Annotated in this window: 13 protein-coding genes; 6 read left to right on the forward strand and 7 right to left on the reverse strand. The window is 68.1% G+C overall.

All coding sequences use genetic code 11. The features are described 5' to 3' along the window. Positions 1-46 precede the first annotated feature (46 nt). Positions 47-946, reverse strand: a complete 900-nt coding sequence (locus tag LDL21_RS05655; RefSeq protein ID WP_225279049.1) for a LysR family transcriptional regulator — start codon at positions 944-946, stop codon at positions 47-49. 126 nt (positions 947-1,072) lie between these two features. On the opposite strand from LDL21_RS05655, the gene LDL21_RS05660 reads away from it, so the two are divergent. Beyond that, entirely contained in the window at positions 1,073-1,876 is an 804-nt protein-coding gene (locus LDL21_RS05660) for an inositol monophosphatase family protein (protein ID WP_225279050.1), read from the forward strand. A 22-nt stretch (positions 1,877-1,898) separates the two neighbouring features. Beyond that, a complete protein-coding gene (locus LDL21_RS05665; protein ID WP_225279051.1) occupies positions 1,899-2,516 on the forward strand; it encodes an NAD(P)-dependent oxidoreductase in 618 nt (205 codons plus the stop codon). Positions 2,517-2,526: 10 nt separating this feature from the next. On the opposite strand, the gene LDL21_RS05670 is transcribed toward LDL21_RS05665, so the two are convergent. Further along, the gene (locus LDL21_RS05670) at positions 2,527-3,468 is read right to left on the reverse strand and encodes a hypothetical protein (RefSeq protein WP_225279052.1); all 942 of its coding nucleotides are present in this window, start codon (positions 3,466-3,468) and stop codon (positions 2,527-2,529) included. A 372-nt stretch (positions 3,469-3,840) separates the two neighbouring features. On the opposite strand from LDL21_RS05670, the gene nrdF reads away from it, so the two are divergent. Then, positions 3,841-4,803, forward strand: coding sequence for a class 1b ribonucleoside-diphosphate reductase subunit beta (nrdF, locus tag LDL21_RS05675; protein WP_067493116.1), 963 nt, complete (start codon positions 3,841-3,843; stop codon positions 4,801-4,803). Between the two features lies 1 nt (position 4,804). On the opposite strand, the gene LDL21_RS05680 is transcribed toward nrdF, so the two are convergent. Both LDL21_RS05680 and LDL21_RS05685 read right to left on the reverse strand, forming a co-directional pair. Further along, positions 4,805-5,200, reverse strand: coding sequence for a hypothetical protein (locus LDL21_RS05680; protein WP_225279053.1), 396 nt, complete (start codon positions 5,198-5,200; stop codon positions 4,805-4,807). 96 nt (positions 5,201-5,296) lie between these two features. Beyond that, positions 5,297-6,130, reverse strand: coding sequence for an alpha/beta fold hydrolase (locus LDL21_RS05685; protein WP_225279054.1), 834 nt, complete (start codon positions 6,128-6,130; stop codon positions 5,297-5,299). Positions 6,131-6,251: 121 nt separating this feature from the next. Between LDL21_RS05685 and LDL21_RS05690 the strand changes: the two genes are divergently transcribed. The 3 genes from LDL21_RS05690 to LDL21_RS05700 are packed head-to-tail and all read left to right on the forward strand — an operon-like array spanning position 6,252 to position 9,298. Then, positions 6,252-7,259, forward strand: coding sequence for a Bug family tripartite tricarboxylate transporter substrate binding protein (locus LDL21_RS05690; protein WP_225279055.1), 1,008 nt, complete (start codon positions 6,252-6,254; stop codon positions 7,257-7,259). Further along, positions 7,256-7,780: a tripartite tricarboxylate transporter TctB family protein gene (locus LDL21_RS05695; protein ID WP_067637040.1), complete on the forward strand. Its 525-nt coding sequence runs from the start codon at positions 7,256-7,258 to the stop codon at positions 7,778-7,780. Before LDL21_RS05690 ends, LDL21_RS05695 begins: the two co-directional genes overlap by 4 nt. Next, positions 7,781-9,298 carry a tripartite tricarboxylate transporter permease gene (locus LDL21_RS05700; protein WP_225279056.1) on the forward strand — a complete coding sequence of 506 codons (1,518 nt, stop codon included), beginning with the start codon at positions 7,781-7,783 and terminating at the stop codon, positions 9,296-9,298. It abuts the gene before it with no gap. Between the two features lie 60 nt (positions 9,299-9,358). Here the strand turns inward: LDL21_RS05700 and LDL21_RS05705 are convergent, their stop codons facing one another. The 3 genes from LDL21_RS05705 to LDL21_RS05715 all read right to left on the reverse strand — a co-directional run bounded on the left by LDL21_RS05705 (position 9,359) and on the right by LDL21_RS05715 (position 13,244). Further along, on the reverse strand, positions 9,359-10,450 hold the full coding sequence (locus LDL21_RS05705; protein WP_225279057.1) for an ABC transporter substrate-binding protein: 1,092 nt from the start codon (positions 10,448-10,450) through the stop codon (positions 9,359-9,361). 143 nt (positions 10,451-10,593) lie between these two features. After that, entirely contained in the window at positions 10,594-12,345 is a 1,752-nt protein-coding gene (locus LDL21_RS05710; RefSeq protein WP_225279058.1) for an outer membrane protein assembly factor BamB family protein, read from the reverse strand. Between the two features lie 95 nt (positions 12,346-12,440). Next, on the reverse strand, positions 12,441-13,244 hold the full coding sequence (locus LDL21_RS05715; RefSeq protein ID WP_181700870.1) for a VOC family protein: 804 nt from the start codon (positions 13,242-13,244) through the stop codon (positions 12,441-12,443). Positions 13,245-13,251 lie beyond the last annotated feature (7 nt).

Consider the following 13,251-nt stretch of genomic DNA (forward strand, 5'->3'; position numbering starts at 1 on the left):
GGCAATCGTGGGGCAAACGTTGCCGTGAGTCGTACCCAGAACGTTGTCAGGTGGTCGCTGCGCGCAAGGCGGTAGCCGCGTGTTCCCGGAGCCAGGCGTGGGCGGGATCGTTGTCGTAGCGGCGATGCCAGGACAGATACAGGGGGATCTCGGGCATGGCGACCGGTAGCGGCCGGGTGCGCAGGCCCAGGTCGCGCAGCAGTGGCCGGCTGGTGAGTTCGGGCACAGCGACCACGTAGTCGTAGCCGGACACGAATCGCAGCGCGGTCGCGACGGTGGGGGTTGCCGCGACGACCCGGCGGGTGAGCCCGTCGGTTTCCAGGGCGTCGTCGATGGGGTCGCGCAGCCGTCCCCGGCGCGACACCGTGAGATGCTCGGCCGCCGCGTAATCCGCCACGGTGAACGGGCCGTCGGCGAGCGGGTGGTCGGGCCGCACCGCGAGCACGAGCCGGTCGTGGCCGACGATCCGGTGCCGGAACTCCGGCGACGACGGCGCGCCCGCCCCGGCCTCGAGGTCGATGTCACCTCGGCGTGGATCGCGCGCATCGGTCGCGGCTTCGGCGAGGAAACGCAGGCGGACACCGGGTGCCTCGGCGCGCAGAGCCCCCAGGAGTGGCGGTCCGGCGACGGCGGCGAGGGCATCGTGCCATTTCAGGATGAACGTGCGTGCCAAGCCGGCCAAGTCCACTCCGGTGTCGGGAGTGAGCAGTTCGGCGGCTTGGTGGACCAATTCGTGCACCCGTGCGCGCAGGGCGAGTGCTCGGGGTGTGGGAGTCATGGTGCGGCCGGTGCGTACGAGGATCTGGTCGCCGGTGGCCCGGCGGATGCGGCCGAGGGTGCGACTCATCGCCGGTGCGGACACATGCAGGCGGGCGGCGGCCGCTGTCACGCTGCCTTCCTCGAGCAGGGCGTCGAGAGCGATCAGCAGGTTCAGGTCCAATTGCATGTGGGTTAATCCAGACGTAAGTAGCTTGCACTTGTCGTCAATGATGCGCCGGATTAGCGTAAAAGCCGAGCCGCCGTATCGCGGGTCTCGAATTCTCTTCTCCCCATTACCTTTTCAGGAGTTGTCATGAATGCTGTCGTCACCACGACGGAACTCGAAGCCGTTCTCGGCGCTGTTGTCGGCGCCGTCACGATCGCGGGCGATGCCTTGCGTGAACGCTTCGACCCGGCCGCCCGCCCGGCCGATCTCGACACCCTGGTGCGCGCCATCTACGCCAACGACGAGGCGATTCTGCCGATCCTCCGGGAACATCTGCTCGCGGCGCGCCCAGGATCCCGGCTGGCCGAGGACGAGTTGGCGGGCGGTTCTCTTCCGCCCGGCGAATGGTGGGTGGTCGATGCCGCCGAGGGCAATGTCAACCACATTCACGGTATGAGCGAATGGGCCGTGACAGCCGCGCTCGTCAGCGACAACGAGCCGGTCCTGACCGTGGTCTACGTGCCGCTGAGCGGTGATGTCTACACAGCTGTGCGCGGTGGCGGCGCCCGGCTCAACGGCGAGCCGATCCGGGTGTCGGCCAAAACCGAGCTCACGGCCGCGCTGGTCGGCACCGGTCAAGCCAAGCCAAGGGAGGCGCCCGAAGCGCTGCGCCGGTTGGGTGCGTCGGTGACGACCATGCTCACCAGCGCGCTGGTCGTGCGGGTTTCGGTGCCCGCGACCATGCAGCTCGTCCACGTGGCGGCCGGTCGGATGGACGCGTTCTGGCAGTTCTCCGATGTGCGTTCGGGTCTGCTGCCGGGGGCGCTGCTGGTCGCCGAGGCGGGTGGTGCGGTCACCGACACTGCCGGTCGGCCGTGGAGTCCGGCCTCCGCCGACTTCCTTGCTTCGGCTCCCGGTCTGCACGCGCAGGTCGTCGACGTCCTCAACTGAGCTGCGAAGCGGAGAACACATCATGAAGATCGCAGTACTCGGCGCCACCGGACAGACCGGTCGGTTGCTCGTCACGTGCGCACTGGAGCGCGGTCACGAGGTCGTCGCCCTTGCGCGCAGGCCCGACCAGATCGAAGCCCGCCCCGGATTGCGGGTGGTGCGGGCCGATGTCGCCGAACCGGGGAGTGTCCCCGCCGCGGTGCGGGGTGCCGACGCCATCCTCAGCGGACTCGGCGTCACCAAAAAGCAGGATCCGGCGATCCTGATCGACGGCGCATTGCAGATCGCCGCGGCCGCGCCACGGGTCGTCTGGCTCACCTCGCTCGGCATGGGTGCTACCGAAGGGGCGCTCGGCACCGTCAGCGGTGCGTTGCTGAAGCGGTTGCTCCGCCATGAATGGGAAGCCAAAAACATTGCGGGTCAAGCTATTCGGAATGCAGGCGGAACCACCGTCCACGCCGGGCCGCTCACCGGCAAACCCTACGACGGCAGCGGGCGGCTCATCCGGGCCGACGAGTACCGCCCGCGTATGCTGCCGCCGACCGCGCCCCGTGCGGGTGTCGCGGCGCTCATGGTCGCCGAAGCGGAAGCGCCGCGGTTCGCCGATACCGACACCGTGGCGCTGTTCGGCGGTCGCTGATCCGTGCGCGTCACGGCAGCAGCGGCAGCGCCTCGCGCATCACCTTCTCGGCGACCGACGAGTCGGCGGTGACCGACACCTTCGGCACACGCGGTCCGAGCAGCGCGTCGGTCGGGCCCGGAGTCAGCGCCGGGCCGACGACGGTGGAAAGGGAGGTGATGGACGAGGACGCGGTTTCCGGTTCGAACCGGAACACCTGACGGTTCCCGACCGTGAAGACAGGGGTGTCGTCGGTGACGGACCGTTCGGAACCGTAGTCGTAGGTCACGATCGCCTCATGGCCGTCGACGGTGAGTTTGCAGGTGGTGAGCCGCTGGTCGGCGACCGGAACGAGATACCCGAGCAAAGGCGCGACCGCGCACGGGTCGGCTCCGGTCACCACCGTGCGGTCCGAATCGGGTGAGGTGCCGTGCGGCGGTTCCTTGCGGAACTCGACCAGCGCGATCCGCAACAGGTCCGCCGCGGTTGCGCAGGCATCGCCTGGCGCGCGGACGCTCAGCGACAGATCGGCGCCCGACACGAACAGCGCCCACGCCTGACACGCCGCCCGCGACTGCGGATCCGACGACGTGGCGGGCTCGTCGTCGAACAACACGCGCACATCGCCCATCGACTCCTCGCGCACCGGGCCGTCCATCGCGGGCTCGCCGGAGAACATCACCCCCGTACTCCAGGTCGCGTCGATGCCGGTCAGATGACCGTCGACGGCGATGGCGGCGCGGCACTGATCAGGGCGCACGTCCTCGACCGTGCTCACCGTTCCGAACGGCTCGAGCCAGGCGCGCGGCAGCAGGGCGCACACGTCGATCGCGCGCACCTTGCGCAGGACGGTCACCTTCTCCTCATCGGAAACCGCTGCCCTGGACCAGAATCCGTCGCTGGGCATCGCATCCGGTGCGGGGCCGGGACCGCACGCGACCGAGGTCATCGCGGCGAGGGTCAACAGAAACATCCGTCGCACAGTCGATGTCCCTTCGGATCGGTTCACTCTCTCCCGACGATCTTCCCGCACGGTGATCGTGGGTCGACGGGGCGGTTCCGGATCGGGCGGCGGGTGGTCGTGCTCACCGACGGGGCGGGGTGGTCGGCGCGTGTGAGGAAAACGCTGGCGATGCGATGGTGGTCCGCGCGGGTGCGTGACGCACAATGGGGGCCGCGTGTGTGGTGCGGATGGTCGGCTGGTGAGGTCGGATCGCCCGCATCGCAACACAAGCTGTTGTGCTCCGCGAGGTTGTCACCCACTACGAGTAGTGTTCGTGGGGAACGGCCTCGCACACGGCGGCGGGTGCGGGTCACAGGTCTGGCGGAAAGGTGTGGAGGCGGAATGAAGCTCATCGATCGGGTGTCGGCCATCAACTGGAATCGGGTACCCGATGAGAAGGATGCCGAGGTCTGGGACCGGCTCACCGGCAACTTCTGGCTGCCGGAGAAGGTGCCGGTGTCCAACGACATCCCTTCCTGGAACACGCTGACCACCGAGGAGAAGCAGCTCACCATGCGGGTCTTCACCGGCCTGACGCTGCTCGACACCATCCAGGGCACCGTCGGCGCGGTCTCGCTGATCCCTGACGCGCTCACCCCGCACGAGGAAGCGGTGTACACCAACATCGCGTTCATGGAGTCGGTGCACGCCAAGAGCTACAGCTCCATCTTCTCCACCCTGTGCTCCACCAAGGAGATCGACGAGGCGTTCCGCTGGTCGGAGGAGAACCGCAACCTGCAGCGCAAGGCCGAGATCGTCCTGTCGTACTACAACGGTGACGACCCGCTCAAGCGCAAGGTCGCCTCCACCCTGCTGGAGAGCTTCCTGTTCTACTCCGGCTTCTACCTGCCGATGCACTGGTCCTCGCGGGCCAAGCTCACCAACACCGCCGACATGATCCGCCTGATCATCCGCGACGAGGCGGTGCACGGGTACTACATCGGCTACAAGTACCAGAAGGGCCTCGAGCTGGTCTCGCAGGCCGAGCGCGACGAGCTCAAGAACTACACCTTCGAGCTGCTCTTCGAGCTCTACGACAACGAGGTCGATTACACCCAGGACCTCTACGACGAGGTCGGCCTCACCGAGGACGTCAAGAAGTTCCTGCGCTACAACGCCAACAAAGCGCTGATGAACCTCGGCTACGAGGGCCTGTTCCCCAAGGACGAGTGCGAGGTGAACCCGGCTATCCTGTCGGCGCTGTCGCCCAACGCCGACGAGAACCACGACTTCTTCTCCGGTTCGGGTTCCAGCTACGTGATCGGCAAGGCCGTCAACACCGAAGACGAGGACTGGGAGTTCTAGTTTACCGATCCCACGGTGCCCGCAGTTCCGGATCGTCGAAGGCGTCGGCCGCGTCCCGGTAGAGCTCGCTGATGCGCTGCTTCACCTTGTCGCGGTCGGCGCCGGAGATATCGGCCTGATCCAGCCGCGCCGCCGCATTCGCCACCGCCCGGAACACCCTGGTCGGCTTGCCGTCGATGATGTCGGCAACCGGAAACTTGTAATCCTTCTCGAGCGCCGGATCCCCCGCCGGATCGCGATACAGATAGATACTGGCGAGCTTCTTCGGATCACCCTTCGCCCACTCCAGGGCATCATGCTCGGCCCGATGCCCGGTCCACTCATGATCCCGCGGCGCCCACGGCATATCGACATCGGCGGCATTGTCGGATTCGGGCGGAACCTCACGCTTCGACATAGATCTCTCCTTGACACTCACGGGTCATGGATCAACGCGTGCCATGGTAGCAATGGCCCCGCTACCAGCGGTTTTCCCAGGGCAGGCCGGATTGCGCTATCGGTAGGAAGCCTGTTCGGAGCGGCGGATCTGGTCTACGAACGTTGTGATGGCGGTGGATACGGGGTGGGGGTGGGTCCACCAGACTGCGTGGCCTGCGGTGGGGCCGGCTATGACGGTGGAGAGGCCGTGGGTGCCGGGGAGGGTGGTGGTGAGGGTCGAGGCGTCGTCGGCGGTGCCGCCTGCTTGGTCGGCGTGGCCGCGGAGGACCAGGGCGGGGCAGGGGATTTCGGGGAGGCGGGGGGTGATTTCGTCGCGGGTGGCGAGGTTTGTCCAGGCCGCTGTGGTGCGGGGGCGGTCGGGGTCGGTGAGCCAGCGGCGGATCCAGTGTTCCTGGTCGGCGTCGGTGCCGCCGATGAGCAGGGGTGCGAGGGCGCGGGCCTGGGGTTCGAGGGGGACGCCGGGGTCGGTCCAGGGGGTGGCCATGGCGCGGTACTGGGCGGATTCCTCGACTGTGTTGGCGCGGGCTGTGGTCGAGGCGAGGACCAGGGCCCTGGTGCGGTCGGGGTAGCGCAGGGCGAAACGCAGGGCCGTGTAGCCGCCCTGGCTCATGCCGCCGAGGATGACGGGGTCCGTGATGCCCAGATGGTCGAGTACCGAGGCGATGTCGTCGGCCAGGTCCCAGTAGGTGAACGGTTCGTCGGGGTCGCTGACGGTCTCGCCGAAACCGCGCGCGTCGACGGCGATCACCCGCAGTCCCGCGGCGGTGAGTCGCGCGGTGGTGCGGTCGAACATCGTTGCGTCCATGAGGAATCCGTGCGACAGCACGATCGGCTCGCCGCTGCCGGTGTCGGTGAAATGGATGACGGAACTGTCGCGCTGCACGGGCATGAGCACGAGGGTAACCGTGGGGGCGCGCGGCCGGATCCGTCGGCGAATTGTTGCGCGTTCTGTGCACAGCGGCGACCCGACTCGGGCAAACTTTCGGCAGACGTTTGGTGAGAGGACCCCGATGAACCGTGTTCCCCGCTCAGTTCGCTGGCTCCTCGGTGTCCTCGGAGTCGTGGTCCTGGTGGTCGCGGCGGGGATGGATGCCAACCGGTCAGGGCACGGTGCCGATGCGCGGGCCAAGCTGACGGTCATCGCGCCCGCCGCCGCGGGCGGTGGCTGGGACCTGGTGGCCCGCGAAGCGCAGCAGGCGCTGCGCGGCGACGGGATCGTCAACAACGTGCAGGTGGTGAACGTGCCAGGCGCGGGCGGCACGATCGGGCTCGGTCAGTTGTCCACGCAGACCGGGGTGGCGACGACGATCATGGTCACGGGCACCGTGATGATGGGTGGCATCGCACGCAACGGCTCGCCCGTGGAACTCGCCGATATGACGCCGATCGCCCGGCTCGCCGAGGACTTCGAAGTGATCGTCGTCCCCGCCGACTCGCCCTATCGCACCCTCGACGACCTGATCCGCGACTGGCGAGCCAACCCCGCCACCACACCGGTCGGCGGCGGATCGGCCGGCGGGATCGACCACATGCTCGCCGCCCAGCTGGCCGAGGCCGCGGGCATCCCCGCCGCTCAGGTGCGTTACGCCGCGTACGCCGGCGGCGGCGAGCTGACGATCAATCTGCTCTCGACCGCCCCGGGCACCCCTGGCATCGGGATCAGCGGTTTCAACGACTTCCGCGACCTGATCGAGGACGGCAGGTTGCGACCGCTGGCCGTGGTCGCGCCCGGCCGGCTGCCCGGACTCGAGGCGACCCCGACCATGGCCGAGGCCGGATACCCGCAGGTGGATCTCGTGAACTGGCGCGGGTTCGTGGCCCCACCGGGGTTGAGCGAGCAGGAGCAGAAGGAGCTGATCGACATCGTCACCGAGATGACCCGCACCGAGAGCTGGCGCGACGCCGTCGCCCGCAACCGGTGGCAGGAGACGTTCCTGGCAGGCGAACCGTTCCGCCAGTTCCTCGCCGAGGAACAGACGCGGATCACCGAGATCGTCGAAGACCTGGGGCTGTCGTGAGTACCACCGAACCCGAACCGGCGTCGGTGTCACGCTCGTGGTGGCGGCCCGGCTGGAGCGCGCTCATCATGCCGCTGCTGCTCGTCGCGCTGGCGGCGTTCCTGTTCGCCGGCATCGCCGACATGGAGGTGGCGGACGAGAGCGAACTGTTCGGCCCGAAAACGGTGCCGCTGCTTGCCGCGGTGCTGTGCCTGGTCTTCGCGGTGCTGTTGGCGGTGAGCGTGATCCGCAGGCCGGAGGTCCCGCTCGACGAGAACGGCCGCCCGATCATCGGCCTGTCCAGCAATTGGCGTGGCACCGGGATCACCTTCGCATCACTGGTCATGTTCGCAGTGCTGCTCCTCCCGGCCGGGTGGATCATCGCGGGCGCGGTGACGTTCTGGGGTGTCACCATCGGCCTCGGTAGCAGGCGGTACGGGCTCAATATCCTTGTCGGCCTTGCCCTGTCCTCGACCATCCAGTTGGTTTTCGGCGGTCTGCTCGGTATCAGCTTGCCGCCCGGCGTGATGGGACTGTTCTAGATGAACGAGATCGCGAACCTGTTGGAGGGTTTCGGCAGCGTCCTGACCCCGGTGAACCTGCTCTACGTGGTGCTCGGCTGCGTGATCGGCACCGCTGTCGGCGTGCTGCCCGGGCTCGGTTCGGCGATGGCGGTGGCGCTGTTGCTGCCGGTGACGTTCACGCTCGACCCGCTGGCCGCGCTGGTGATGATGGCCGCCATCTACTTCGGTGGTCTGTTCGGTGATTCGATCTCCGGCATCCTGATGAACACACCCGGCAACTCCACCGCGATAGCGACGTCCATCGAGGGCCACCGGATGGCGCTCAACGGCCGCGCCCCACAGGCCTTGGCGGCCGCGGCGGTCGGAGCGTTCTTCGGCGGGCTGATCGCGACCGTGCTCGTGGTGTTCTTCGCACCGCACCTGGCGGATCTGGCGACCAGGTTCGGTCCGGGAGAGTATTTCGCGCTGGCGGTCTTCGCGTTCGTCGCGATCTCGGTTGTGGTGTCGGATTCGGTGCTCAAAGGCATTGCCGCACTGCTCATCGGCTTGGCGCTGTCTGTGATCGGCACCGATCAGGTGAGCGGTGCGCAGCGGTTCACCTTCGGCAGTGTGGAACTGTTCGACGGGGTGAGCGTCGTGGTGATCACGGTGTCCATGCTCGCCATCGGCGAAGTCCTGTACGTCGCGTCCCGGATCGGGCGACCCGACGACCGCACGCTCATCGCCCCGCAGGGACGGCCCTACCTGACGCGCTCGGAGTTCCGGGAAATGGTGCCCGCCATGGCCCGTGGCACGGCCTTCGGTGTGCCGTTCGGTGTGATTCCCGCAGGCGGCGCGGAGGTGCCGACCTTCCTCGCCTACGGTGCCGAGCAACGATTGGATCGCCGCAGCCGCAAGCCGAAGTTCGGCACGGGCGCGATCCGCGGTGTGGCCGCACCGGAAGCGGCGGGCAACGCCACCGCGGGCACCGCGATGGGCGCGCTGCTCGCGCTCGGCCTGCCGACCTCGGCGACGGCGGCGATGCTGCTCGCCGCGTTCCAGCAGTACGGAATGCAGCCGGGCCCACTGCTTTTCAGCCGCAACGGCGACCTGGTGTGGGCGCTGATGGCGAGCCTGTTCATCGGCATGATCGTGCTGCTGATCCTGAACATGCCCTTCGCCCGGCTCTGGGCGAATCTGCTGAAGATCCCGCGCGAATACCTGTACGCGGGGATCGCCGTGTTCGCGTGTTTCGGTGTGTACGCCGCGGCGGCATCGATCGTCGACGTGGTGTTCATGCTGGTGCTCGGCGCGATCGGTTTCGCTATGCGCCGCTACGACGTGCCGATCGCCCCGGTGCTCATCGCGGTGATCCTTGGTCCGCTGGCTGAGACCTCGTTGCGGGCCGCGATGAACAACTCGGGCAACGACCCCCTGACGCTGGTGAGCACCCCGATCACGATCACGCTGTACGTGCTGCTGGCAGGCGTCGTCGCCATCGGTGTGTTCAACAAACTGAAGCTGCGCCGCGGCGTGCGCGCCGACGCGCCGGAATGACCTCCGGCGAGGCGGACGACCACCACCCTGGAAACTCGGTGGACGTTTGCTGTGCGCCGATCAGTCGGTGACGTAGCCGTTGAGGCTGTTGCGCAGATCTGTGAGCACGGCGCGCGCGGCGGTGAGGCCGGTGGTGTGCCAGATCTTGTCGTCCACAGCGAAGACCCGGCGATCCGTCGCGGCGCCCAGATTCTCGAATTCCTTCGAGCGCAGCACCTTCTTGCCGTGCTCCTCGCCGTCGGGGCCGTCGAACATCACGTAGATGATGTCGCCCTCGGCCTTGGTCGAGAAGTCGTCGGGGGTGATGTCGAACGAGGTGCCGCGCTGCGCCTGCGGACGCTGTACACCGGCATCCGAAAGGACCTGGGCGGCAAAGGTTTCCGATCCCTGCACCTGGATCGTGTCGGCGGTGAAACGCAGCACCGAGGCCTGGGACTGGTTCGCGTGCAGCGCGGTGCCGACGTCCTCGGCCTCGGTGAGATAGGACTGCAGGGCACTGTCGGCGGCGGCGGTGCGGCCCATACCGGCGGCATAGGCGACGAAATCGGACTGCCAGCTGCCGCCGCTGCCGACCAGCACGGTCGGGGCGATCGCTCGCAGCGCCTCGTAACCGCCTGCGGCAGGGGGGACATCGCCGAGGATGAGGTCGGGCTTCAGCTCCGCGATGCGCGCCGGGTCGGGCGCGCCGATCGGGCCGACACTCGGCACCTTCAGCACGCCGTACCCGAGGTACATCGGTTGCGGACGTTCACCGTCGAGCGTCACCGCGCCCGCGACCCGCTCCCACAGACCGAGCGCACACGCCGCGTCGAGAGCGGAACTGGTGAGCACGACGATGCGCTGCGGGTCGGCAGGCACCTCCGTGACCCCGGCCGAATGCGTGACCGAGCGGGTACCCGACCCCACGTCGGGTGCGCTCGGCGTCGGGCATGCGGTCGCCGTATCGCGGTCGGCGCCGACCACACCGGCACCGGCGATATTGGTCGTGGTGCGGATGATCGTGCTCGCGTCGTCGTGCTTGTCCGCGCAACCCGCGCTCACCACGGCGACGCACAGCAACGCGGCGACGACGAGCGCGCCCCGCGAGCGGTCACGACGACCCTGCGTGGCGGTGCGACGGAATCGGGTGCGTTCTCGGGCGCTCACCGGCATGCGCACGAGGGTACTGGGTTGGGTCGGCGGGCCTGCCGGGGGCCGAGGGTCGTTGCGGAACTGATCGTCCGCAGACGTGCGACCACCTATCGCACCTGCTGATGGACCGGTCGAATGCCGCGCGGCTCGGTGGCAGTTCGCGATCAGCCGAAGCCGATGACCTCGGAGTCGTTACTCTGGCGGTCGGTCGAGATCACCAGCAAGGATCCTGAGGTGGTGGCGACCCACGGGTCCGCGTATGGACCGGCGGCCACGAGTACGGCTCGGCTCTCGCGGCCGGTCGACCGGTCCCAGGTCCGCAGCTTGTATCCGTCGTCCCAGTTCAGCATGACGATCTGGTCGGTGAGCAGCGCCGAGCGCTTGTCGTGAAGCACCCGCCGGTCCTGGGGCGTGGACATCTCGAGTTCGGTCGACATGGCGGCGTCGGCTGTCGACTGCACTGCCCAGAGCTCGCGCTGTCCTTGCCGGTCCGGGTTGTAGCTGACCAGGGCTGCGGTGCTGTCCGCTACGTCCACGTCGCTGTCATCGCGCGTCGACACGACGACGCTCGAAGTCAGCGGCTGGTCCGGTCGCACGAAGATTTCGGTGTCCGCCCCCTCCCGCCAGCGCTTCACCCAGACGACGCCGCTGTCGAAAACGCGGACGTCGATATCGGAATCTTGCTTTGCCCCTGGAGTGGGGAAGCTGCGCTTGTCGCGAACCTCTCCGGACATCGGATCGAACGCGGTGACGACCACCGTCGCATCCCCTCCTGCGTCACACATCACCACACGGTAGATCGCTGTCGTAGTGGTGGCGACATGCGGCGGCCTGGCGGTGCAGGCGTCCGATTCGCCTGCGATGCGCCACATTTCACGCCCGGTCCTGGCGTCGTAGCGGGTCACCCGCCCGAGCGAGTCGGAGGCTGTGGCCAGCAAGTGTCCCTCGGCCACGGAACGAGAATCGCGAGCGAAATCCCCTCCGGTCCAGAGCAGTTCGCCGGTGGCGGCGTCGAATGCCAGCCAGCCGATGTTCGCCCAGTTGGTCAGCACGACGTCCTCGGCGCGCAGGTAGATCGTCTGGTCGTACGCGTGCCACACGCTGTCGGTGCTGATATCGCTGCGCCGGTAGTGCCACCGTTCGGTTCCCGTCGCACCGTCGTACTGCGTGAGGCCCGCAGGCGTCGCGACGACGAAACCACTTCGCGTGACGAGGATTCGGTGACCCAGATCGGGATCGGCCGGGATCTGGAGCCGGAACTTCTCGGACCCGAGCACCGCGGGCGCGGCAGCCTCCGGTGCCGCTGCGGCGGTGACGTGATCGCCGGCGACGCTGTCGTCCCCGAAGCGGACCGCGCCGCCCGCGGCGCCGAGCACCGGGATCACGCCGACGACGAGCGCCGCCACCAGCGCCCACCAACGCGGCACCGGGCCGGTCGGCTTCACCACGAACACGAAGATCAGCAATGCGCCCGAGATGGCGAGGGCGAGCGATGCGATCGCTGACGATGCCCGGGGTGTCACGACGAAGTCCGAGGTCAACCGCTGATAGGTCGACGGGATGTCCGCCGCCACCGCGAACCACAGGCCCCCACCGAGGATGAAGAGTATCGCCAGTACCCCGCCCGCACCGACACTCGCGGCACGCTCGTCACCGCGACGCCCGAGAGCGAACACCACCGCACCGGTCAGCGCCGCGGCGCCCGCGACGACGAGGGTTCCCCGGATCAGACGGAACGGGAAATCGGCGGTCTCGCTGAAGTCGCCGTTGAACGGCACCGGAATCGGCGCCGCGACGAACTGGCTGTAGAGCGCCAGCACCACACCTCCGGCGAGGAGTACGGCACCGATCAGACCGGCGAGTATCGGTATCGACCGCAGTGCCCGTGCGCGTTCGGTCGGCTGATCCTCGGACATCTTCCCCCACACAAGAACTCGTTCGCTATCGCCCGCTCGGGCGTGGCGTCGAGACTAGCGCCGGGGGTGGCGACGCGGAAACGTCACCGCCTCGGTCAGCGGGCGGTGCTGCCGATGCTGAAGTGGGCGCCGGTGGGATCGGTGAGACCGACGGTCCTGCCGTAGGGCGTGGTCATCGGCTCGAAGACCAGCTTCGCGCCGAGGGACACGGCGAGCTCGGCCGTCTTGTCGGTGTCGTCGCTGCCGAAATACACCGCCCACGCGCCGGGTACTCCTTCGGGCAGATGGCCTTGCCCGTCCATCACCCCGCCCAGCATGGGGGAGGTGGCGTGCAGGGTGGTGTAGCGGAATTCGTCGGTGTCGGCGACGGTGAAGGTGTCGTGCCAGCCGAACACCTCGCGGTAGAAGTCGAGCGACTGGGGGTAGGAGCGTGTCATGAGTTCGAACCAGGACGGCAGGCCTGCCGCGTCCTGCCAGACTCCGTCGGCGACCCGGCCGATCTCGCCGAAACCGGGGAACGGTCCCGGCTGCCACACGCCGACACCCACGCCGCCCACATCGGCCAGCACGGCCATCGTGCCGATACCGGGGATCTCCATCGCCTTCACGAATACGTTGCCACCCGCTTCGGCGGCCTTCTGTTCGGTGGCGGCCGCGTCGTCGGAGTGCAGGTAGACGGTCCAGCGGTCGGGGTACGGATCGCCCTCGTCCTCGATCCGGCTCATGGCGCCGGCGACGGCGACGCCGTTCTTGCTGAACGTGGTGTACCCGCCGAACTCCGGCCCGCCGCGTTCGGCGGTCCAGCCGAACAGTTCGCCGTAGAAGGCGATGGCGCGGTCGAGATCGGAGGTGTAGAGGTCGATCCAGGTGGGATCGCCGGGTTGCGGGGTGAACTGCATGCTGACT

Origin of the sequence: Nocardia rosealba (genome assembly GCF_020216065.1) — a bacterium.
GTDB lineage: Bacteria > Actinomycetota > Actinomycetes > Mycobacteriales > Mycobacteriaceae > Nocardia > Nocardia rosealba.